This window comes from Micromonospora matsumotoense (assembly GCF_900091525.1).
In the GTDB taxonomy this organism is placed as follows: domain Bacteria; phylum Actinomycetota; class Actinomycetes; order Mycobacteriales; family Micromonosporaceae; genus Micromonospora; species Micromonospora matsumotoensis.
The window spans coordinates 1-22,739 of record NZ_FMCU01000018.1 but is presented as its reverse complement, the minus strand read 5'-3'; the positions used below and the strand labels follow the sequence as shown (position 1 = coordinate 22,739).

At 72.1% G+C, this 22,739-nt stretch carries 16 protein-coding genes; 12 read left to right on the top strand and 4 right to left on the bottom strand.

Going from position 1 to position 22,739, the window contains the following annotated elements:
• Positions 1-35: 35 nt before the first annotated feature.
• On the bottom strand, positions 36-983 hold the full coding sequence (locus tag GA0070216_RS26600) for a 3-oxoacyl-[acyl-carrier-protein] synthase III C-terminal domain-containing protein (RefSeq protein WP_091251753.1): 948 nt from the start codon (positions 981-983) through the stop codon (positions 36-38).
• 136 nt (positions 984-1,119) lie between these two features.
• Here GA0070216_RS26600 and GA0070216_RS26595 point away from each other — a divergent pair, with 136 nt between their 5' ends.
• The 4 genes from GA0070216_RS26595 to GA0070216_RS26580 all read left to right on the top strand — a co-directional run bounded on the left by GA0070216_RS26595 (position 1,120) and on the right by GA0070216_RS26580 (position 6,100).
• Complete coding sequence (locus GA0070216_RS26595) at positions 1,120-2,307, top strand: glycosyltransferase (protein WP_091251751.1); 1,188 nt, start codon at positions 1,120-1,122, stop codon at positions 2,305-2,307.
• Between the two features lie 79 nt (positions 2,308-2,386).
• Positions 2,387-3,367, top strand: a complete 981-nt coding sequence (locus GA0070216_RS26590; protein WP_091251749.1) for an ATP-binding cassette domain-containing protein — start codon at positions 2,387-2,389, stop codon at positions 3,365-3,367.
• Positions 3,368-3,390: 23 nt separating this feature from the next.
• Positions 3,391-4,155, top strand: a complete 765-nt coding sequence (locus GA0070216_RS26585; protein ID WP_091251747.1) for an ABC transporter permease — start codon at positions 3,391-3,393, stop codon at positions 4,153-4,155.
• 292 nt (positions 4,156-4,447) lie between these two features.
• Positions 4,448-6,100, top strand: coding sequence for a class I adenylate-forming enzyme family protein (locus tag GA0070216_RS26580; protein ID WP_091251745.1), 1,653 nt, complete (start codon positions 4,448-4,450; stop codon positions 6,098-6,100).
• A gap of 524 nt (positions 6,101-6,624) precedes the next feature.
• On the opposite strand, the gene GA0070216_RS26575 is transcribed toward GA0070216_RS26580, so the two are convergent.
• Positions 6,625-12,090 (bottom strand): ATP-binding protein, encoded by a 5,466-nt coding sequence (locus GA0070216_RS26575; RefSeq protein ID WP_091251743.1) that lies wholly within the window; start codon positions 12,088-12,090, stop codon positions 6,625-6,627.
• A gap of 204 nt (positions 12,091-12,294) precedes the next feature.
• Positions 12,295-13,218 (bottom strand): NmrA family NAD(P)-binding protein, encoded by a 924-nt coding sequence (locus GA0070216_RS26570; RefSeq protein WP_091251741.1) that lies wholly within the window; start codon positions 13,216-13,218, stop codon positions 12,295-12,297.
• 92 nt (positions 13,219-13,310) lie between these two features.
• Here GA0070216_RS26570 and GA0070216_RS26565 point away from each other — a divergent pair, with 92 nt between their 5' ends.
• Positions 13,311-13,877, top strand: coding sequence for a TetR/AcrR family transcriptional regulator (locus GA0070216_RS26565; protein WP_091251739.1), 567 nt, complete (start codon positions 13,311-13,313; stop codon positions 13,875-13,877).
• A 147-nt stretch (positions 13,878-14,024) separates the two neighbouring features.
• On the opposite strand, the gene GA0070216_RS26560 is transcribed toward GA0070216_RS26565, so the two are convergent.
• Positions 14,025-14,732 (bottom strand): YoaK family protein, encoded by a 708-nt coding sequence (locus GA0070216_RS26560; RefSeq protein ID WP_091251737.1) that lies wholly within the window; start codon positions 14,730-14,732, stop codon positions 14,025-14,027.
• A gap of 115 nt (positions 14,733-14,847) precedes the next feature.
• On the opposite strand from GA0070216_RS26560, the gene GA0070216_RS26555 reads away from it, so the two are divergent.
• The 7 genes from GA0070216_RS26555 to GA0070216_RS26525 all read left to right on the top strand — a co-directional run.
• Positions 14,848-15,126, top strand: a complete 279-nt coding sequence (locus GA0070216_RS26555) for a hypothetical protein (protein WP_091251735.1) — start codon at positions 14,848-14,850, stop codon at positions 15,124-15,126.
• Positions 15,123-16,136 (top strand): cupin-like domain-containing protein, encoded by a 1,014-nt coding sequence (locus GA0070216_RS26550; protein ID WP_091251733.1) that lies wholly within the window; start codon positions 15,123-15,125, stop codon positions 16,134-16,136. Before GA0070216_RS26555 ends, GA0070216_RS26550 begins: the two co-directional genes overlap by 4 nt.
• 293 nt (positions 16,137-16,429) lie before the next feature.
• On the top strand, positions 16,430-16,951 hold the full coding sequence (locus GA0070216_RS26545; RefSeq protein WP_218108283.1) for an SRPBCC family protein: 522 nt from the start codon (positions 16,430-16,432) through the stop codon (positions 16,949-16,951).
• Between the two features lie 171 nt (positions 16,952-17,122).
• Positions 17,123-18,211 (top strand): NYN domain-containing protein, encoded by a 1,089-nt coding sequence (locus tag GA0070216_RS26540; protein ID WP_091251728.1) that lies wholly within the window; start codon positions 17,123-17,125, stop codon positions 18,209-18,211.
• 75 nt (positions 18,212-18,286) lie between these two features.
• Positions 18,287-18,505, top strand: a complete 219-nt coding sequence (locus GA0070216_RS26535) for a hypothetical protein (protein WP_091251726.1) — start codon at positions 18,287-18,289, stop codon at positions 18,503-18,505.
• A gap of 340 nt (positions 18,506-18,845) precedes the next feature.
• Complete coding sequence (locus GA0070216_RS26530) at positions 18,846-20,105, top strand: glycoside hydrolase family 16 protein (protein WP_091251722.1); 1,260 nt, start codon at positions 18,846-18,848, stop codon at positions 20,103-20,105.
• Positions 20,106-20,693: 588 nt separating this feature from the next.
• On the top strand, positions 20,694-22,739 hold a 2,046-nt coding region (locus tag GA0070216_RS26525), incomplete at its 3' end, for a type I polyketide synthase (protein ID WP_141723211.1).

Sequence of the window (22,739 nt, the reverse complement as noted above, 5' to 3'; positions counted from 1 at the left end):
TCGGCGCGCACCGACCGGGTCCCTGCGGCACGTGGTCAGTGGGCGAAGACCATCGCGGCGAAGGTCGCGCCGTCGCCGGCCCCGACGGCGGCGACCAGGTAGCGGTCACCCGGGTTCAGCAGGCCGCGCTCGCGTGCCGTCAGGTAGTTGGCGAACGCGTCCGCGCAGAAGACGTGGCCGGTCTCCCGGACGTTGTCCAGCAGCACCCGGTCGCGGGGGAGCCCGATCAGCCGACACAGCCGGTGCCAGGTCACGACGTTGACGTTGTGCGGCAGGACCAGCCGGATGTCGTCGAGGGCCACCCCGGCCACGGTCAGGGCCCGCGCGATCACCTCGGCCAGCGCCGGCCGGTACTCGCGCTGGAACTGGGCGCCGGACGCGCCACCGGCGACGTCGAACTCGCCCCGTTGCGCGCACGCGTAGCCGAGCAGCCGGTCCCGGGGCCCGTCGGCGCTGACCAGGCACGCGGACGCCCCCTCGCTGAAGACCGAGGTCTCCGGGATGAACTGGGCGTCCCGGGTGAACGCCTTCTCCCCGGTGAGGACCAGCGCCAACGGACCGTCGTCCGGCCCGTGCCGCCCGGGTGGTTCGGCGGCCAGGAGCCGGCCGGCCATCTCGATCGCGAGCAACGCGCTGGCACAGGACTGCTGGGTCAGGGTGAAGGCGACCGCATGACCGAGCCCCAGCGCGCGGCAGACGTCGTGCAGCGGGTTGACCGGGTACGGCGTGACGACGGGGAACGCCCGCCCGTACAGGACGAACCGGACCCGGTGCTCCTGCCCGTGCAGGGCGGTGAGCCCGGTCGCGGCGTGCCGCAGCAGGTCGTGCAGCGACAGGTCGGGATCGCGGCGCACCTGGTCCAGACCGTGGAACCGGCGGAACAGCCGGACCTGCATGTCGGTCAGTTCCAGCGGGCCGGCCAGACTCTCGATCGGGACCCGGCGTTGGGGAAGGTGGACCGAGACCGCGTCGAGCGCCGTCATCCGGGTGGGGCCGGCGTCGACCGGACCCCACCCACAGTGGACGGTGTCACCCGCATTCGTCCGTCGTCGACCGCCACGCGCTGAATCCCATCAGCGGCATCCGCCGGTGTCAACGCGTACGTGCCACAATATCGACGTGGCCCGCTTCCTGATCGTCGTGCTGCCGGTGGCGTCCCACCTCAACGCGCCGCTCGCCATCGGCCAGGCGCTCCAGGCCGCCGGGCACGAGGTGGCCTGGTGCGGGCCCCGCAGCGACCTACGGCCGCTGATCGGCCCCGACGCGACGCTCTACCCGACCGGCAAGCGGTACTTCCGCAACGGCGGTGACACCGGCATGGCCTCGGTGCGCAGCCTCTGGGAGGGGCACGTGCTGCCGGTCAACCGGTTCATCCGCGACGCCGCCGACCAGGCCGTCGCGCACTACCGGCCGGACGTCGCCGTCGTCGACCAGTACGCGATGGCCGGTGCGCTGGCCGCGCACCGGCACGGGGTGCCGTGGGCCACCTTCTGCGTCGGCACCCTGGAACTCACCCCGCCGGCCCGGGAACTACCCGAGTTCGACGAGTGGGTACGCAGCCAGCTCACCCGGGTCTGGGCGCTGACCGACCTGCCGGTCGACGAGACGATCGACCTGCGCTTCTCGCCGTACCTGGTGATCGGCCTGACCAGCACGGCGTTGACCGGCACGACGCCGCTGCCGGCGCGGTGCGTGCTGACCGGCCCGGCCCTGGGCCACCGTCCCGACGCGCCGGCCTTCGCCTGGGACGCCTGGGACCCGGCCCGCCGGCACGTCCTGGTGACCGTCGGGACGATGGCCGAGCACCTGGCGCGGGACTTCTTCCAGCGGATACTTGCGGCCACGGCGCCGCTCGCCGACCGGGTGCAGGTGGTGCTCACCGCCTCGGCCGACGTGCTGCCCGACCCGCCCGCGCACGTGCTGGTCGCCCCCCGGGTGCCGGTGCTGGAGCTGATGCCCCACCTCGACGCGGTGGTCTCCCACGGCGGGCTGGGGACGGTGACCGAGGCGCTGGCCCACGGCGTCCCGGTGGTCGTCGCGCCGATCCGGCACGACCACCCGATGGTGGCCCGGCAGGTGACCGACGCGGGCGCCGGCATCGAGGTCTCGTTCGGGTCGGCCACCCCGGCGGAGCTCACCGCCGCGCTCACCGCCGTGCTCGACGAACCGGGCCACCGGGCGCAGGCCCGTCGGGTCGGCGAGTCGTTCGCCGCCGCCGGCGGTGCGGTCGCGGCGGCCCGGCACCTCGCCGCCCTGGCCGGTGGACACATCGACCATTGTCCTACGGGTACGGCCACACTAGCCTGACCTGACGCACCCGCGCGGGGGTCGCCGTCCATGGACGACACCGACGTGGCCCGGCGTCGTCGCCGCACGAGGAGGCTCGATGATCGAGGCCACCGGCCTCCGTAAGTCCTACCGGGTCGGGCGTGGTCGCAGCGCCAGCACCGTCGAGGCGGTGCGGGGGGTCGACTTCGCGGTGGGGCGCGGCGAGATCGTCGGCTTCCTCGGGCCCAACGGCGCGGGCAAGTCCACCACCATGAGGATGCTGGCCACGCTGATCCGGCCCGACGGGGGCCGGGCCACGATCGCGGGTGTCGACCTGTTGCGGACCCCCGCCCAGGTCCGCCGGCAGATCGGCTTCGTGGCCCAGGCCAGCGGCACCTACGAGGACTCGACCGCCCGCCGTGACCTGGTGCTCCAGGCCCGGTTGTACGGCTTCGGCAAGGCCGAGGCGCAGCGCCGGGCCGAGGCGGCGATCGGAGCGTTCCAGCTCGACGACTTCGCCGACCGCCGGATCAGGACGTACTCCGGTGGGCAGCGGCGGCGGCTCGACGTCGCGCTCGGGGTCATCCACTCACCCCAGGTCATCTTCCTCGACGAGCCGACCGCCGGGCTGGACCCGCCGAGCCGGGTCCGGATGTGGCAGGAGGTCCGGCGGTTGCGTGCGGAGGGGATGACCGTCTTCCTCACCACGCACTACCTCGACGAGGCCGACACCCTGTGTGACCGGGTGTCCATCATCGACGGTGGCCTGATCGTCGCCGAGGGCACCCCGTCGGATCTCAAGCGGGAGATCTCCGGGGACGTGGTGGCGGTCGACCTCACCCGGGCCGACGTCGTGGACGACGCCGTCGACACCGATCTCCCGGTGGCCACGAAGCTGCTGGCCGAGCAGCCGTACGTGCGCTCGTCGGAGGCCGTCGACGGGACCCTGCGGCTCTATGTGGACAGTGCCGCGACGGCCATCCCGCAGATCATGCGCACCCTGTTGGGCCGGGGGATCGAGCCCGGGGCGATCGAGGCCCGCCGCCCCAGCCTCGACGACGTCTTCCTGGCCAAGACCGGCCGCTCGCTCGAGGAGTGACCGCCGGTGCGAGAGGAGCCGCAGTGAAACTGGTCCGCGACACCTGGCTGATCTTCCAGCAGGAGGTCGGCCTGATGGTGCGCAACCCGGTGATGGTGGCGTTCAGTCTGGCCCAGCCGATCACCTACCTGGTCCTGTTCGCCCCGTTCCTCAAGGTGGTGATGGTCGACCAGGGCGCCTCCTCGTACGCGGACGCCTACCGCATCTACGTGCCCGGACTGTTCGTGGCGATGGGCCTGTTCGGTGGGCTGTTCGCCGGTTACGGGCTGCTGAGCGCCCTGCGCGCCGGCATCATCGACCGGTGCCGGGTGACCCCGGTCAGCCGTACCGCGCTGCTGCTGGGCCGGGCCCTGATGCACGTCTGCCTGAACGTGGTGCAGGCGGTGATCATCACGCTGGTGGCGCTGCCGTTCGGGCTGCGGGTGCACCTGGGCAACCTGCTCATCTCGTATGCCCTGCTGTCGGTGATGGTGCTGCTGAGCACCTCGATCTCGTACGACATCGCGCTGTTGGTGCGCAACGAGAACAGCCTCGGCGTGCTGGTCAACACCGTCGGTCAGCCGATCTCGCTGCTCGCCGGGGTGCTCATCCCGCTCGTGCTGGCACCACTGTGGATCCAGCAGGTCGCGTTCTGGAATCCGTTCGCCTGGGCGACAAACGGCATGCGGGCGCTGTTCAACGGTCAGATCGGCCAACCCGTGGTGTGGCAGGGCGCGCTCATCATGATCGGGCTGGCGGCGGTCAGTCTGGTCTGGTCGTCGCACCTGTTCAACCGCGAGGTCTCCTGACGGCTGCGGTTCGCGGTCCGACGCCTGCGGATCGCGAACTGACGGCTGCGGTTCGCGGTCCGATGGCTGCGGTTCGCGATCTGACGGCTTCGGTTCGCGATCCGACGGCTGCGGTTCGCGGCCCTGCCGGGGCGGATCGTGGCCTGCGACGGGCGGATACCGGGCCGGCGTACCCAGGATTGATGTTGGCCATTGTCTGCCGGTGGTCCGCGCTCTAGCCTGAGCGTGTCCCAGATCGGCCGTCGCGCCGGGGTGCGGCGACCGTGAGCGTGTCAGGTGAGGAGACAACTCGTTGGGTGCCGACAACTTCCGGGCGACGCTGGCGGCCGACATGGAGCTGGGGGCCGGCAACGTCCTGCTCCGGCTGGCCGAGCACGGTGCCGACCCGGACATGCCGCGGGTGACCTTCGACGTCGACGTGGACGGGATTCCGGCCTGGACGCCGTTGTCACTGGCCACCCTGACCGCCCGGGTGGCCGCCCGGGCGGACTGGTTCCGGCGACGGGGCATCGGCCGGCGCGACCCGGTCGCGGTCTATGTGACGTCCGCGCCCGACGTGTTCCTCAACTTCCTGGCCCTCAACTGGCTCGGTGCGATCCCGGCCCTGATGAACGGCAACATGCCGATCGAGTTGGCGGCCGAGTTCATCCGACGGCTGCGCGGCGTCGGGGTCGTCATCGACGCCGACCACGCCGCGCTGCGCGAGCACGACCTCGGGGTGCCGATCCTGGGCGACGCCGCGGAGACCGGCACCGGCGATCCCGACCAGGCCCCACCGCACTACCGCCACCACCCCGAGGACCCGGTCGCCATCACCCACTCGTCGGGCACCACCCGGGTGCCGGCCGCGATCGCCCACTCGCACCACGGGCTGTTCGCCGCCATCCGGGCGGTCCGGCTCACCGAGTCCCGCCCGTACGGCGAGGTGCGGGAACTCTCCGTCCTGCCGGCCGCGCACACCGCCGGCATCATCACCGTCAACCAGGCGCTCTGCAACGGTTACCAGCTGCTCTACCTGTCTGCGCAGGGTGGCCCGTTCGCACGCAGCGCCGAGACGATCATCGACGCCATCGAACGTTGGCGGCCGACCGGCGTCTTCGGCTTCGCGGTGACCTGGTCGGAGCTGGCCCGGTACGACCTGACCACCCGTGACCTGAGCTCGGTGCGCAACTGGTTCAACACCGGGGACTGCGCCCACGAGTCACATGTCCGGCGGCTGGTCGCCGTCGGCAGTCACCCGGCGTACACCCGGGACGGCATGGTCGACGTGCCCGGTTCCAAGTTCGTCGACATGCTCGGCTCCACCGAGATGGGCCACGGCGCGTTCCGGATCAGCCACCGCCTCGGCAGCGACCGCTACGACCGCTGCGTCGGCAAGCCGTACCCGTTCGCGCAGATCGCCCTGCTCGACGTGACGACGGGCCAGGAGGTCGCCGAGGGGGAGGTGGGCCACGTCGGGCTCAAGTCACCGACGCTGGCGATCGGGTACTGGAACGACTCGGTCAACACCTACCGCACCCGGCTCAACGGCTACTACCTGACCGGCGACCTGATGTACCGCGACCCGGAGGGCAACTACCACCATGTCGACCGGGCCAGCGACGCGGTCGACCTGGGTGACGGCAACTGGCTTTACACGGCGCTGTCCGAGGAGCGCATCCTGAAGCACTGCCCGGACGTGCGTGACTGCACCGTCATCGCGGTTCAGGAGGCCGACGAGGGCACCGTGACCGAGGTGCTGCTCCTGCTCGCCGGGGACGCCGATCCGGCGCTCGACCGCGCCGACCAGGTCCGCGCCGCGCTCGGACCGGTGGTCGGCGGGACGCTCCGGCGGGTGGTCACGGTGCCCGACGACGGCGTGGTGATGGGTCCGACGGGCAAGGTCCGCAAGTTCCTGATGCGCCAGCGGCTGCTGGCCGACGCCGGGGCGTCCGCGACGGGCTGACGGCTGCGCACCGGTCGCTCGGCGGCCGGCTGCGCCCTGATCGGTTCTGCCGGGCTGCGCTCCGACCGGTCCCGGCGGGCTGTCTGGGTGCCGGCGCTCCGGCGGCCGGTCCGGGCGCTGCCTCCGGCGCCAGGTGTCCCCGGCAGCCGGCTGCTCTGCTGCCTGCCGCTCCTCACTGCGGCGGCCGTCCCGTGCCGACCCGACCCGACCCGACGTCAGGATGCGCAGACAGCGTTATGCCGCAGCGTCATGAATATGACGGTGCGGCATAACGCTGTCCACGACAACCACTCCCAGGCCGGTCGGCTCCGGCAGTTCGGGCCGCAGTTGCGGCCCGTCGGTAGGCCCGCCGGACTGGCGACCGTCACCCCGCCGGGTCGACCAGCGACAGCCATACCGGACTGGCGACGTCACCCGGGCGGGTCGGTCAGCGACCGTCACCCCGCCGGGTCGGCCGACCGGTCAGCCGGTCGTCCCGGCGGGTCAGTCGACCGGCGGGGCCTACCGGACCCCGCCGGCCGGCGTCACCGCAGTCGGGACTCGATCGCCTCGATGATGCGGGGGCGGAGTTCGGCGGCCCGGATCACCGCGTCGACCGAGCCGACCTCCACCGCCCGCTGGATGTTGTGCACCCGGTCGAACTCCGCTGCCACCTCGCCGAGCTTCTCCGCGCGTACCGCCGAGCGGATCTCGTCGAGTTCCGCGGTCAACGCGGCCCGCTCGGTGCCGGTGGCCGCCGCCACCCGGGCCTCCAGGCCACGCACCCGAAGGTCGGCAGCGGTACGGGCGTTGACGTCACCGGAGAACACCACCGCCGCCGCCGGGGCGCCGCCGAGCACCGAGGCGAACGAGCCCTCCAGCGCCAGCACGGTCATGTTCGGGTTCAACGCCTTGGAGAAGACCACGAACGCCCCGCCGTGGTACCGGGAGATCACGCAGAACACGATGGGCCCACGGAAGTTGACGATCGCCCGGCCGATCTCGGCGCCGTACTCCAGTTGCAGCTTGCGCATCGACTCGGGCGAGCCGTCGAAGCCCGACAGGTTGGCCAGCACCACCAGCGGCCGGTTGCCGCTGGACGCGTTGATCGCCCGCGCGGCCTTCTTGGAGGAGCGGGGGAACAGCGTGCCCGCGGTGTAGGTGTCCGGGCCGTCGGTGGGCGGGAAGCCCCGCCGGGGAACCGACCGCGACTCGATGCCGAGCAGGCAGACCGGGAGGCCGCCGAGGTGGACGTCCTGCACCACCGCGGTCTCCGCGTCGGCCATGCCCGCCCACCGCTCCAGCACCGGGTGGTCCTGGTCGGCGAGCGCCCGCATCACCGTACGGATGTCGAACGGCTTCTTGCGGTCCGGGTTCGCCGTGGCCGAGAAGATCTCGCCGACGGTGGTGAAGTCGCTGCCGGCCACGGTGTGCGGGAAGGTGGAGACGTCCCGGTCGGCCGGGTCGGCGGTGGTCGCCCGGCGCGGCGCGTCCTCTCCGGGCGCGACGTACGTGTGGTCGTAGTACGACATCAGCACGTCCCGCGCGGCCGTCAGGTTGGGCGCCCAGTACTGCGCCTGCCCGTTCGGGCCCATCACCCGGTCGTAGCCGCCGATGCCGAAGTTGTCCTCGGCGGAGACCCCACCGGAGAAGTCGAGCGACTGCTTGCCGGTGAGCACCATCGCGGACTCCGGCGTCATCACCAGGATGCCCCGGGTGTGCATGAGCATCGTCGCCTCGGCGTTCCAGTACGGCTGGGCGCCCACGTTGATCCCCGCGACGACGATGTTGATCTCGCCGCCGTCCTGGGTGAACTCGACGATCCGCTTGAGCGCCGCCGCCACCCAGTCCATGTTCTCGGTGCCGGAACTCATCGAGATCCGCGCGCCGGCCGACAGGGCGTACCACTCCAGCGGCACCTGGAGCCGCTCGGCCAGGTCCAGGGCGGCGATCACCCGCCGGCACTCGGCCTCGGAGAGCGCGCCGAGCGACTTGGTCGGGTCGCCGAGCAGCACCACCCGGGTGACGCCCTGCGGGTGCCTCGGGGTCGGCGTGGTGACCACCCCCGCGACGATCGCCGCCGTGTTGCGCCCCCGGGGCCGGTCCACCGGCACCAGCGCGTGGTCGCCGTCGAGGTCGTGCTCGACGAACTGGCCGAGCAACCCGGTCAGCTCGTACGGGTAGACCGTGTTGCGGCTGCTCGCGCGCAGCACCTTCAGCCGGTAGTCGTCGAGCGGCTCGACCGGGTCGACCGGCGGCTCGCCCATGGTCAGTTCGGCCCCGCCGGTGGCGTCGAAGGAGATCCGCACCGCGACCTTGGTCAGCTCGCCGGTGCGGCGGTCGCGCTGCCGCGCGATGAACAGGATCTCCTCCAGCCCGGCGCCCACGGTCGTCGGGCGGACCCGCCCGGCGATCATCTCCATCTCCTCGCGGGTCAGGTCGCTCGGCGGCCAGACGTAGATCACGATCCGGTTGGTGTGGAAGCGGGTCTTGGACGGGCGGCGGGTCTGCGCCCGGCGGATCGAGTCCAGGCAGGTGGCGACGATGTCCTCGGCCGTCGGCAGGGCGACCAGCCGTCCGTCCTGCTCGCGCAGCGCGGTCAGGTCACGCACCTGCGCGAACGCGACGAGCCGCTCGTCCGACGGGTTCTCCCGCGCCACGGCCTGGAAGAGGTAGACCTCCTCGTCCGACGACGGCAGCCGGGTCAGGTCGAACTTGCGCAGCCGCTCCAACTGCATCCGCTGCGCGATGTACGGGTGCAGGCCCCGGATCAGCCGCTCCTCGCTCATCCCCGTGCTCGACGGGCGGAACGTGAAGTGGTGGTGCATCACCGCGCCGCCGCGCCCGGCGACGGTGGTGGTGAGCCGACGGACCTGGGCCGGCAGCGGGTGCGCGTTGATGACCTCCAGCAGGGCGGCGGCCATCGCCTCGAAGTCCTCCGGCTGGTTCTCCCAGCCGAGGTAGATGTCGGCGTCGACGGCGGACCCGTCACCGGCCAGCTCGCCGAGCCCGCGCAGCGCGTCGCCCAGGGCGTCGAACCGTACGGCTGCGGAGAGCAGGCTGGAGTCGGCCCGTTCGGCGACCACGAACGTGCAGTCGGCGACCTGGCGGGTGCGTACGTCGGCGAGGCCCTTGTTGCCGTAGTACCGCCGGGTCAGCACCTCCAGCATCACCGCGTTGTCGAGGTGGTCCCGGACGAGCCGCTGGCCGAGCACCCGCACCAGTGGCTCGGTGCTGCGGACCATCTCGGCGACCCGCTCGGCGCGGTCCGCCGCGTCCGGTTGCGCGTCCAGGTGGCGCAGGTGGCGGCGGACCGAGGCGTACAGCCGGGCGCGGTTGCGCAGCAGCAGCGGCTGGGCGAACCAGGCGAACACCACGCCGCGTGCCAGGTCCGCGACGACCGGGAAGCGGACCTGCGTCGCCGCCACCAGCCGCTCCAACGCGAGACCGGCGGGCTCGCGCAGCACCGCGTCCGGCGGCGGCTCCCGCAGCCAGGCGCGCAGCAGCGTCGCGACGACCGTGGCGTCGGCGGTGGCCCGCTGCTGGGCCAGGAAGATGCGGAACACGGCCGCCTCGAGCCCGGGGGAGCGCTCCAGGTCGGTGACGCCGTAGTGCCCGAGCGTCTTGGCCAGTTTGGCCTGGAAGGGCGCCGGCAGCCCGGCCCGCTCGACGTCGAGGCTCTGCAGGTAGGTGTGGAAGTACTCGCGGGCGCTGGGGACGTGCCGGTCGCCGGTGCCGTCCTCACCGGTCAGCCGGTTGCGGGAAAGCTCCGCGAGGTCGGCGAAGATGTCGACGAGGTCGATCTCCTCGGCCAGCGGCCGGTGACCGTCCTCGATGGCGGCCCGCCGCGCGGCGAGGTACTCGTCGAGCACCCGGCCGTCGTCGTGCGGGTCCACGTCGAAGCCCAGCAGCAGGCCACGGAGATCCTCCTGGCCGCGCCGGGACCGCTCGACCGCCGGGGCCAGGTCGGGCGCGACGGGCAGGTCCAGGGTGACCGGTGCGGTGGCGGGGGCGTCCGTGGGCTCGTCGGTGTCGTCGGCGAGCGGCTCCAGCCGCAGCAGCGCCGCGCCGGCCTCCACCTGGCTGCCGACGGAGACGTCGCACTCCTTGAGCCGGGCCCGGAACGGTGCCCGCAGCACCGTCTCCATCTTCATCGCCTCCAGCACCAGCACCGGTGCGCCCGCCTCGACCTCGGCGCCCACCTCGACGGGCGTCGCGACGACCAGCGCGGGCATCGGCGAGCGGACCACGCCACCCTCGTCGCGGCCGACCCGGTGCGTGACGCCGTCCACCTCGACCAGGTGGATCGCCCCGTGGGTCCCGGTGAGCAGCCGGTACCGCGCGCCGTTGACGGCGATCTGCCCGGTGTGCCGGTCGAAGCGGTCCAACTCCACGTCGGCGGTGCGGACGTCGCCGCCGACCTCGATGCCGACCCGGAAGCGGTGCGCGCCGACCCGGGCCACCCGCATCCGGTAGCCCACGCCGCGCAGCTTGAGGTCCAACGGCCGGCCGCTGGCGTGCTGCACCTGCGGACGCCCGCCGAACGCCGTCGACAGCAGCCGCTGCTGCTCGGCGCGCTCCTCCTCCTCGTACGCCTCGATCGCGGCGGCGGCGAGCGCGACGGCGGAGTGCCGGTGCGAGACGAGCCGGCCCTCGCCGCGTACCCGGTCGATCCAGCCGGTGTCGGCACTGGCGTCGATCACCTCGGGCTGGTCGAGCAGGTCGAGCACGAAGCTCTTGTTCGTCGCGCCGCCCTCGATGATCACCGTGGTGTTGGCCATCGCCCGGCGCAGTCGGCCGAGCGCCTCGTCACGGTCCCGACCGTAGGCGATGATCTTCGCGATCATCGAGTCGAAGTCGGCCGGGATGGTGTCGCCCTGGCTCACCCCGGTGTCCACCCGGATGCCCGGCCCGGCCGGCAGGTCCAGCCGGGCGATCCGGCCGGGGGCGGGTGCGAAGTCGCGGTCGGGGTCCTCGGCGTTGAGCCGGGCCTCGATGGCGTGCCCGCGCTCCAGCGGCGGCACGCCGTCGAGCCGGCCGCCCGACGCGACGTGCAGTTGGGCCTTGACCAGGTCGAACCCGGTGGTCAGCTCGGTGATCGGGTGCTCCACCTGGAGTCGGGTGTTGACCTCCAGGAAGGCGAACAGCCGATCGCCGGGGTGGTAGAGGAACTCGACGGTCGCCGCGCCGCAGTAGCCGACCGCGACGGCCAGCCGCTCGGCCGACGACTTGAGCTCGGCGGTCTGCTCCGGGCCGAGCACCGGCGATGCGGACTCCTCGATGACCTTCTGGTTGCGCCGCTGCACCGAGCAGTCCCGTACGCCGAGCGCCCAGGCGGTGCCCTGACCGTCCGCGATCACCTGGACCTCGACGTGCCGGGCACCGGTGACCAGTCGTTCCAGGAAGACGATTCCGCTGCCGAAGGCGCGGGCCGCCTCCTGGCTGGTGCGCTGGTAGGCGTCGGCCAGTTCGGCGTCGCTGGTGACGACGCGGATGCCCCGCCCACCGCCGCCCGCGGTCGCCTTGAGCATCAGCGGGTAGCCGATCTCGGCGGCGGCGGCGATCGCGGCCTCCAGGGTCTCCACCGCGCCCCGGCTCCACGGCGCGACCGGCACGCCGACCTCCTCGGCGATCAGCTTCGCGCCGATCTTGTCACCGAGTTTGCGCATCGCGTCCGGGCTCGGCCCGACGAAGGTGACCCCGATCTTCTCGCACAGCTCCGCGAAGGCCGGGTCCTCGGCGACGAAGCCCCACCCGACCCACGCGGCGTCGGCCCCGGTCTCGACCAGGGCGTGCTCCAGCTTCTTCAGGTCGAGGTACGGTCGGGCGGAGGCGGGACCGAGGTCGTAGGCGATGTCGGCCTCGCGGACGAACGTCGCGGTGCGATCGACGTCGGTATAGAGGGCCACGGTTTCGATCCGGGTGTCGGTCTGCGCGGCCAACTCTCGGACCGCGTGAATGAGGCGCATCGCGGCCTCACCCCGGTTGACGATGGCGACACGGCTGAACACCCGACCGACTCCTCCGGTAGATCCACGAGTACGCGCCGCAAGGCATCGACCCCCGACAGCGATCACCCTTCCGGGTGCCGGCCGGTAGCGCCATGTCGTAATCACCGAACCCTGAGCGGTGACCGTTGTAGGAACCCCACAAGAGTTTTTGGTCCTCCCCGCCCGGGGTGGCCGGCTCCACGCCACCCGCTCCAGGTTGAGGGGTCAGGCGTCCGCCCGCATGTGCTCCTGCGCCCAGGTGTCGAAGCTGGTGAGTGGGAGGCCGAGTTCCCGCGCGTACCGTGGGCGGCCCGGTTGGGGCACCGCGTTGAGCCACTCGTGGTGGGCGCCCATCGCCGGCATGCCGGCGGCGAGGGCCTCCCGCTCGGTCATCTGCGGCGCGGACAGCCGGACGCCCAGCGCCCGGGAGAGCACCTCGGCGATCTCGGCCATCGACAGGTGGTCGCTCGCCAGCTCCAGCTCGATCCGGTCGAACCGCTGCGGGTCGGCGATGGCGGCAGCGGCGGCCCGGCCGATGTCCTCCACCGCGACCAGCGACAACCGGGTCTCCGGGCGCAGGACGCTGACCAGGCCGCCCTCGACGCCGCGCGGGAACAGGAACGCCATGGAGGGCAGGAGGTTCTCCATGAAGAAGCCCGGCTTGAGCAGCGTCCAGTGCGGGAAGCCGGCCGCCCGTACCCGGTCCTGGATCGCGCTCTTGGCGTTCAGGGTGGGCGCGATCGACGCCCACCGCCCGTCGGCCCAACCGGGCGCCTCGACGTGCTGTCCGGCACCGGTGACGGAGGTGTGCACGAACTGCGGCACCCCGGCGGCCCGCGCCCCCTCCACCAGGTTGACGCCCTGGGTCACCTCGCCGGCGAAGTCGAAGCCCGCCGGGCCCAGCGGGGGCATCTGCACGGAGAAGACGGCGCGGACGCCCTCGGCGGCCCGGACCACCGAATCGCGGTCGCCCAGATCGCCGGTGACCAGCTCGACGCCGAGCGCGGCGACGGCCCGGGCCCGGTCGGTGGCCGGGTCGCGGACCAGGGCGCGGACGGGAACACCGGCCGCACGCAGGGCGCGGACGGTGGCGCCACCCTGGCGGCCGGTGGCACCGGTGACCAGGACGGGGGCGGGGATCGTGGACATGGCACTCCTTCGGTTAAACGGCGGGGCCCGCCGTTTACTGTCGGGGTACGATACGGCGGGGCCCGCCACTTATCAAGCTCGGAGGGGACGCCATGCCCGAAGGCCAGCGCGCCGACGCCCGGCGCAACTACGCGCGCATCCTCACCGTGGCCGAGCGGGAGGTCGCGGTGCACGGCGCCGGCGCGTCCCTGGAACAGATCGCCCGTACCGCAGGAGTCGGCTCGGCGACCGTGCGCCGCCACTTCCCCACCCGTCGGGCCCTGTTGGAGGCGGTCTCCCGGGAACGGGTCGAGGCCCTGCGGGTCCGCGCCGAGGAGTTGAGCGGTCAGGGGGACAGCCGGACGGCGCTCCTGGAATGGCTCGACGGCGTGCTCAGCTACTCCATCGCCGCCCGGGGGCTGGCCGCCGCGTTGGCCTACGACGGCGCCCCGGCCGACCCGGTGCACGAGAACAGCTGCTCGGCGACGATGGAGGAGGCGGCCGGTCCACTGCTGCGCCGGGCCGTCCGCGACGGCGCGATCGCGGCGGACGTCACGGTCGGGGATCTGATCACGCTGATCGTCGGCATCGTCCTGGCCACCGAGCACCATCCCGACCCCGCCGCGCGGGCGAACCGGCTGTTCCGGATGGCCGTGGCGGGACTCAGCCCGCCGGCCTGAACCCCGACCGCGGTGGGCCGGGCCGGCGCGCGTGGAGGCGGCGGGCCGGCGCGTGTGGTGGTGGGCCAGTACATGTCGGGGCGGGCCGGTGGCCGGGTGCGGGCCGTCAGCGCGTGGTGGCGGGCCGGCGCGTGGTGGGTGCCGGGGTCAGGGACCGGTGGGGGCCGCCCCGCCCGGCATCGACGCTGCGGCGACCTCGCGGTGGCGGATCACCGCGATCAACGCCGTGCCGACCGTCAACAGCACACCGGCCACGACCAACGCCACCGCCCCGTTCACCCGCAACGTCAGCACCGCCGAGACGAACGCGCCCAGCCCCATCGCGATGATCGCCGCGAACCGTCGGAGCCACGCCGTGCCGGGACCACCGGCGGCCCGGCTGTCGGTGGAGAGGTTCACCATGGTCATCGTCACCACCACCGTGGACAGGTCCCGGATGCCGATGTGCTTGACCGCCGCGGCCTGCGCGCCGAGCACCAGGGCGAGTAGCCCGGTGACGACCAGCATCGTGCCGTGCGCGGGCGGGCCGGTGGCGAGCCAGATCCCGGCCAGGACGAGCGACAGCACACTGCCGCCGACCAGGATGGCCAGGCCGGCGGCGGGCAGCTTCGCCGGCCCCGACGCATCCCGGGTCAACCGGGCGGCGAGCACCGCACCGAGCATGAACGCCAGCAGCGCCACCAGGTTGTTGAGCACCGGCAGGCCGGACACCCCGGCCAGCCCGAAGCCGATGAAGAGCACGTTGCCGGTCATGTTGCCGGTGAAGACCCGGTCCAGGGCGAGGTAGCTGACGCCGTCGACTGCGCCGGTCGCCGCGGTCAGCACCAGCAGCGGCAGTTCGTAGCTCTTCGTCATGGCCCTTCCGATGATCGTTTCGGCGGGAAGTCTACCCATGACCTGCGGGAACGTCCCGGGCGGCCGGGACGCCGGTCCCTGGTGGGCGGGACGTGGCAGCCCGTTGACTGGGCCCATGACCAACCTTCCGGACCACTTCCCCGCCCACGTCAAGGGCTCCTACGTCAACTGCGAGGAGTACGCCCGCGAAGTGCGGCTCACCCCGCCGCCGGACCACATCCCGGCCCACGTCAAGAACTCCTACGTCAACTGCCAGGAGTACGCCCGCGAGGTGCGGCTCACCCCGCCGCCGGCCGCCGGGCACCTCCCCGAGCACGTGAAGAACTCGTACCCGACCTGCCAGGAGGCGGCGCGACCGGCCCGGCTCACCGTCGTACCGGCGGCCCTGGCATGACCACACTCGCCCCGCCCCGACTCGACCCCGCCTGGCGGGAGTGGCTCGTCGAGAACCTCGCCATGGGCGCGTCGGTTGCCGAGGCGCGGGACGCCGCCGTCGCCGGGTCCGCCGACCCGGCCGCCGTCGACGCCGAGCTGCGGGAACTGGCCGACCATCCGTACCTCGCGGTGTGCCGCCGGCTCGCGTTGCGCTACGACTGGCTGGAGTCGGTGCTCGACACGTACCGGATGCTGCGCAACAGCGACGGCGGTCGGACCCTGGAGCGGCGCGCGGACCTCACGCCCGACGAGTTCTTCTCCCGCTACTACTTCGGCAACCGGCCGGTCGTGCTGGACGGCCTGATGGCCGACTGGCCCGCCCTCGGCTGGACGCTGGACGGCTTGGCCGCGGCCTGCGGCGACGCCGTGGTCGAGGTGATGACCGGGCGGAACGCCAACCCGGACCACGCCTGGCAGTACGACCGGCACCGCACCAGCATGACGTTCCGCGACTACCTGGCGCTGCTGGGCTCGGGCACCCGTACCAACGACTACTACATGGTGCCGCGCAACGAGAACTGGTCCGGCGCGCTGCGCCCGCTCGCCGCCGACATCCGTACGCCGGAGGGCATCGTGGACCCGTCGGGGCTCGGGCACCTGCTGCTCGGGCCGGCCGGCACGGTGACCCCGCTGCACGTCGACAACAGCTCGGTGCTGCTCGGCCAGGTGCTGGGCCGCAAACGCGTCCGGCTGGTCCCGTCGTACGAGCGGCACCTGGTCTATCCGCGCGGCGGCACGTTCAGCGCGGTCGACGCGGCGAGCCCGGATCTGACCCGGCACCCCCGGTACGCCGAGGCGACGGTGCTCGACACCGTCCTGGAGCCGGGTCAGCTGTTGTTCGTCCCGGTGGGCTGGTGGCACTGGGTGGAGGCGTTGGAGGTCAGCGCCACGGTCAGTTTCCACCACTTCCGTGTCCCGGGGCAGAACCACAAGATGGCCACGCCACCGGCCGCCGGCCCGGACCGGTGACCCCGCCGGACCGGGCCCGGTTCACCCCGCCGGACCGGCCCGGCTGATACCGGGGCGGTCCGGTCGTCCGGAGCCGGCGACCCGGCCGTCCGTGACCGGCCGAGCATCGGGCGACCCTGTCGGCGGTGATCGCCTGCGCATCGGGCGACCCTGTCGGCGGTGATCGCTTCAGCGTCGGGCGACCCTGCCGCCTATTGCTGATATGCATTATCGTCGATCATATTGTGGGGTGATCCGGCGAGCCGGGTCTGAGTGTGAAGGTGGCCGTTTTGCGTTATGCCGATGGACCGGGCGTGACCTACGAGGTCTACGTCGAGGCGAATCCGTCCCGGGTCTGGGAACTGGTGACCGACATCCACCTGCCGGCCCGGCTGAGCCCTGAGTTGCAGCGGGTGGAGTGGCTCGACGGCACCGACGAACTGACCAAGGGGGCCGGCTTCCTCGGGTACAACAGCCACCCGCGCATCGGTGACTGGCGGACCGCGTCGTACGTCACCGAGCTGGACCAGCAACGGGTCTTCGGGTGGGTCGTCACCGACGTGGACGGCGCATTCGCCGGCCCCGACGGCGCCGGACGGGCCGACGTCGCCTCGCCGGCCGCCACCTGGCGGTTCGAACTGGAGCCGGAGGAGAACGGCACGCGGCTGCGGCAGACCGTGCGGGTCGGTCCGGGCCGGTCCGGGCTCAGCCTCGTGATCGACCAGGCTCCCGAGCACGAGGAGCAGATCGTCGAGTCCCGCCTCGGCCAGCTCCGCTCCCACATCGAGTCCGTCCTCGACGGCATCAAGGCCCTGGCCGAAAACCGAACCCCCTAACCCCACCCCACCCCCCACCCTCCCCTCCCCTCCGGGAGAAGCCCGGTGATCAAGAGAAATGCGTCAGGATCCGTTCCGCGGGTGACCTTTTTCTCTTGATCACCGGACGGTAATCGGGGTGCTGCGACGTGGCGGGGTGGTGGGGGGAGGGGGCGGGATTAGGGTGGTGGGGTGGATCAAGAGGATCGGATCGCGCTGTTTCTCGACTACGAGAACCTGGCGCTGGGTGCACGGGACCACCATGGTGGGCGGGCTTTCGACTTCCGTCCGATCGCCGACGCCCTGGCGGAGCGGGGTCGGGTGGTGGTGCGGCGGGCGTACGCCGACTGGTCGTACTTCGACGAGGACCGCCGGATGCTCACCCGCTCGCACGTCGAGTTGATCGAGATTCCACAGCGGATGGGCGCGTCCCGCAAGAACGCCGCCGACATCAAGATGGCGGTCGACGCGGTGGAGTTGGCCTTCGAGCGCGGCTACATCTCCACCTTCGTGATCTGCACGGGGGACAGCGACTTCACCCCCCTGGTGCACAAACTTCGTGAACTCAACAAACGGGTCATCGGGGTCGGAGTGGAGAAGTCCACCTCGGCGCTGCTCCCGCCCGCCTGTGACGAGTTCCTCTACTACGACCGGCTGGAGGGCGTGGACGTCCTGCCCGTCCGGGGTCGGCGGGGTCGCCCGGCCCGGGCGGCGGAGCCGCAGCAGGCGGAAGCGGTGGAGCAGGAGCAGGTGGAGCCGGAGCGCCCGCCAGCGGCCGAGGAGCCGGTACGCGACGCCGACGCCCTTGCCGTGCTGGTCGCACAGACCGTGGCCGGCCTCCAGGGTAGCTCCGACGGCGAGGTGACCGCCTCCCGGCTCAAGCGCACCCTGCTGCGCAAGGACCCGACCTTCAGTGAGTCCGACTATGGTTTCCGCACCTTCGGCGAGCTGCTGCGCCACCTCGCCGGGCTCAACGTCGTCGAGTTGGCGGAGGGGCCGGCCAAGGGTGACCCCGAGGTGTCCCTGCCCGAGCACGGCGACCAGGAGGTGGCCTTCGCGTTGCTCCGCAGCGTGGTGGCGGACCTGGCCGGGTCCGGCGGCCCGGTGGCGCTCTCCGGCCTCAAGAACCAGCTCCGCCGGGCCCGCCCCGAGTTCAGTGAGAAGAAGCTCGGCTACCGCAGTTTCCTCCAGTTCTGCAAGGCTGCCGCCACCGCGAACGAGGTCGCGTTGGCCTGGAGCGCGGACGCCGACGACTACCTGCTCACCCCCCGGCAGGGGTGACCGGGCCGGGCCGGTGGGGGACCTCCACGAATTCGTGACTCACGTCCTGAGGCCGATTTGCTATACGGTCGGCAAATGATGGTCGAGGAGCACTGGTGGAACGGTGACCCGAGCCCGCGCGGGCGGCGGGACGTGTACATCCGTACCGACGGGGAGGCCTGGGAGGTCCAGGCGCAGATCGGCGGGGCGTCGGGTCGCTCCCGCGTGCAGCAGTGCCCGAGCCGGGCGGCGGCGGTAATCCTCGCCGACGCCTGGCGTGGCAGCAACCCCTCCTGGCGCGGGCTGCATCACTGATCGGCCGAGCCGGCCGGCGGGCGGTCCGCACCGCGTCCCGCCCGCATCCGGCCCCCGGTGGGAGCGTCCCGGGCCCGGTCGAAGGTCATCGGCCCCCGCGTCCGCCTCCGGTTGAGCGCCCCCTTCGGGGAGGCCCGCCGCGGCGGAGCTACCGCACAACAATCCTGATTACGGAGAGTGAATTTTCCGTTACCAGGGTGCCCTGAGCTGCCCATGGGCACCCGAGTTCAATTGGCAACATTCTTGACAGAAGCGTGGTGTATCGACATCCTTCGTGGAGAGCGCTCTCCCTCGGCGCGTGCAGCCCACCCGCCCCCGATGTCGTCCCAAGGAGCATCTCGTGCTCACCACCCGACCCGTCCCACGATCCCTCGTACGCGCGGCGGTCGCCCTGGTCACCCTCGCCGCCGCCCTCGTCCTGCCGGCCCAGGCCGAGCCCGCCTCGGCCGCCATCGGCGGCATCACCTGGCAGGACGAGTTCAACTCCTCCGCCGGCACCCCCGTCGACCAGAACAGGTGGCGCTTCGACACCGGCGGTGGTGGCTGGGGCAACAACGAGCGGCAGTACTACACCAACAGCACCAGCAACGCCGTCCACGACGGACAGGGCAACCTGGTGATCACCGCCCGCAAGGAGAACCCGGCCAACTACCAGTGCCACTATGGCCGGTGCGAGTACACCTCCGCCCGGCTGCTCACCGCCGCCACCTTCACCCAGGCGTACGGCCGGTTCGAGGCGCGCATCAAGATCCCGCGTGGTCAGGGCATCTGGCCGGCGTTCTGGATGCTCGGCAACGACATGGGCAGCGCCGGCTGGCCCGCCGCCGGTGAGATCGACATCATGGAGAACATCGGCCGGGAGCCGAACACCGTCTACGGCACCGTGCACGGCCCCGGTTACTCCGGCGGAGGCGGCATCACCGGCAGCCGCACCATCGGCCAGCCCCTCGCCGACACCTTCCACACCTACCGGGTGGACTGGGAGCCGAACCTGATCGTCTGGTACCTCGACGGCGTCGAGTACCACCGCGTCGACCCGGCCCGGCTCGGCGGCAACCGCTGGGTCTACGACCACCCGTTCTTCATGATCCTCAACGTGGCGGTGGGCGGCAACTGGCCCGGCTACCCCGACGGCTCCACCCAGTTCCCCCAGCAGATGCTCGTGGACTACGTCCGGGTCTCCGGCTACGTGCCCGGTGGGGGCAACCCGCCGTCCGGCACCACCCGACTCCGGGGCGCGCAGAGCGGCCGGTGCATCGACATCCCGAGCGCCAACCCGGTGGACGGCGCCAAGCTCCAGATCTGGGACTGCAACACCAGTGCCGCCCAGGCATGGACCTTCGCCAGTGACGGCACCGTCCGGGCGATGGGCAAGTGCATGGATCCGGCCTGGGCCGGCACCGCCAACGGCACCGAGGTCAACCTGGTCACCTGCAACGGCAACCCGGCCCAACGGTTCACCCTGAGCGGTGCCGGGGACCTGGTCAACATCAGCGCCAACCGGTGCGTCGACGTCCGCGACCAGAACCCCAACAACGGCGGCAAACTGCATCTGTGGGACTGCCTCGGGGTGAGCAGCCAGAAGTGGTCCCGCTTCTGACCTGAGCCGACCTCGTCCCGATCTGCCGGCCGGGGCCCCCGCGCGACCCTCTGCGGCGACGTCCGCTGGTGGTGTCGCCCGGAGGACAGCATCCCCGGGTGAGGGTATGACGGCGCGGCATATTCATGCCGCGCCGTCATACGGCTCGATGGTGTGTCAGGCCCGCCGGGTGTCATGTCCGGCACCGCACTGATGCGGACGCACCGTGCCGTGTGGGTGGTGCATCCCGTGAGGGGGGCGCGGCGAAACATGACGGATGGCTTCTCGGCGCGCGCCGAGAAGCCATCCGTCATGTCCGGACTCACGTCCGCCGCGACGGCGGGAAGCCGGAGCCACCCCGACGGCTCACCCCAGCCGCCGCCGGGGGGAGCCGGGGAGTGGCTGCCCACGGTCGAGGTCGGACGGTCGCGGGCTAGGGGGCGCTCTGGGGGCGGTAGGGGGTTAAGGGTGCGCCAGGCGGCCGTAGGGTCATCGCGAACAACCAACAATGCCTGAAGAAGCTCTCTGTTTCGACAATTGCCACCGTGCTGACCCGTGCGTCGATATTGGCCCGGGTCTGCCCGGCTGGGCTAGTGGCGGGAGGCGTAGATGGAGAACGAAGAGAAGCTTCTCGGGTATCTGAAGCGGGCCACCACCGATCTGCGGGAGGCCCGCCGGCAGCTGCGCCAGGCCGAGCGTCGGGAGTACGACCCGATCGCCATCGTCGGTATGAGCTGCCGTTTCCCCGGTGGGGTGGACAATCCGGCGGCGCTGTGGCAACTCCTCGCCGACGGGACCGACGCGGTCTCCGACTTCCCCGACGACCGGGGCTGGAACGTCGAGGACATCTACGACCCCGACGATTCCAAGGCCGGCAAGACGTACGCGAGGACCGGCGGGTTCCTTTCCGACGCCGCACTTTTCGATCCCGACTTCTTCGGCATTTCCCCGCGCGAGGCGATCGCCATGGACCCGCAGCAACGGCTGTTGCTGGAGGCGTCCTGGGAGGCGTTCGAATCGGCCGGCATCGACCCGACGTCGGTGCGCGGCAGTCGTACCGGGGTGTTCGCCGGGCTGATGTACCTCGACTATTCGAGCCGGCTGCCGGTGGTGCCCGCCGAGCTGGAGGGCTTCATCGGCAACGGCAACACCGGCAGCATCTTCACCGGCCGGGTCGCCTACGTGCTGGGCCTCGAAGGCCCGGCGATCACCGTGGACACCGCCTGCTCGTCGTCGCTGGTCGCGCTGCACCTGGCGATTCAGGCGCTGCGCCGCGAGGAGTGCACCATGGCGTTGGCCGGCGGTGTGACGGTGATGGCCACCCCGGAGACCTTCGTCGACTTCAGCCGCCAGCGGGGGCTGGCCGTCGACGGCCGGTGCAAGCCGTTCGCCGCCGCCGCCGACGGCACCGGCTGGGCCGAGGGCGTCGGGGTGCTCCTGGTCGAGCGGCTCAGCGACGCCCAACGCCTCGGCCACCGGGTGCTGGCCGTGGTACGCGGCTCCGCGGTCAACCAGGACGGCGCGAGCAGCGGCCTCACCGCCCCCAATGGTCCGTCGCAACGCCGGGTCATCGCCGACGCCCTGGCCAACGCGCGGCTCACCGCCGACCAGGTGGACGTCGTCGAGGCACACGGCACCGGCACCCGACTCGGTGACCCGATCGAGGCCCAGGCGATCCTCGCCACCTACGGCCGGGAGCGGGAGCAGCCGCTCTGGCTGGGTTCGGTGAAGTCGAACATCGGGCACACCCAGGCCGCCGCCGGGGCCGCCGGGGTGATCAAGATGGTGCTGGCGATGCAGCACGGCGTGCTGCCCCGCACCCTGCACATCGACCGGCCCACCCCGCACGTCGACTGGACGGCCGGCGACGTCCGGTTGCTCACCGACGCGGTCGCCTGGCCGGAAACCGGGCGACCCCGCCGGGCGGCCGTGTCGTCGTTCGGGCTCAGCGGCACCAATTCGCACGTGGTGCTGGAGCAGGCCCCACCGGTCGAGTCCGCCGAGCCGGTCGAGGTCCCCGCGCCGCCGGTGCTGCTCTGGCCGCTGTCGGCCAGGTCGGCGGACGCGTTGGCCGGGCAGGCTACCCGGCTGGGCGGGTTCCTGACCGACGCGCGTCCGGTGGATGTCGGGTTCTCGTTGGGTGCGGGCCGGGCCGGGTTGGAGTTCCGGGGCGTGGCGGTCGGTCGGGAGACGGCTGACCTCGCCGCCGGCCTGGTGGCACTGGCCGCCGGGTCGGGTGTGTCGGGTCGGGTCACCACCGGTCGGACGGCGGTGTTGTTCACCGGTCAGGGTGCGCAGCGGGTGGGGATGGGTCGTGAGTTGGCGGCGGCGTTCCCGGTGTTCGCGTCGGCGTTGGACGAGGTGTGTGCCGCGTTCGGGCCGTTGCTCGGTGGTGATCTGCGGGAGGTGGTGTTCGCCGATCCGGACGGGGTTCTCGACCAGACGGGGTGGACGCAGCCGGCGTTGTTCGCGGTGGAGGTGGCGTTGTTCCGCCTCGCGCAGTCGTGGGGTTTGAAGCCGGATTTCGTGGCGGGTCACTCGATCGGTGAGTTGGCTGCGGCGCATGTGGCGGGGGTGTGGTCGCTTGAAGATGCGTGTCGGGTGGTGGCGGCCAGGGGTGGGTTGATGCAGGCGTTGCCCGCCGGTGGGGCGATG

What these genes read in the sequence shown, in the direction of transcription:
- GA0070216_RS26535 (WP_091251726.1), top strand. Translation starts at nt 18,287, where the DNA reads ATGATGGTCGAGGAGCACTGGTGGAACGGTGACCCGAGCCCGCGCGGG.
- GA0070216_RS26570 (WP_091251741.1), bottom strand. Translation starts at nt 13,218, where the DNA reads ATGTCCACGATCCCCGCCCCCGTCCTGGTCACCGGTGCCACCGGCCGC.
- GA0070216_RS26560 (WP_091251737.1), bottom strand. Translation starts at nt 14,732, where the DNA reads ATGACGAAGAGCTACGAACTGCCGCTGCTGGTGCTGACCGCGGCGACC.
- GA0070216_RS26600 (WP_091251753.1), bottom strand. Translation starts at nt 983, where the DNA reads ATGACGGCGCTCGACGCGGTCTCGGTCCACCTTCCCCAACGCCGGGTC.
- GA0070216_RS26550 (WP_091251733.1), top strand. Translation starts at nt 15,123, where the DNA reads ATGACCACACTCGCCCCGCCCCGACTCGACCCCGCCTGGCGGGAGTGG.
- GA0070216_RS26590 (WP_091251749.1), top strand. Translation starts at nt 2,387, where the DNA reads ATGATCGAGGCCACCGGCCTCCGTAAGTCCTACCGGGTCGGGCGTGGT.
- GA0070216_RS26555 (WP_091251735.1), top strand. Translation starts at nt 14,848, where the DNA reads ATGACCAACCTTCCGGACCACTTCCCCGCCCACGTCAAGGGCTCCTAC.
- GA0070216_RS26565 (WP_091251739.1), top strand. Translation starts at nt 13,311, where the DNA reads ATGCCCGAAGGCCAGCGCGCCGACGCCCGGCGCAACTACGCGCGCATC.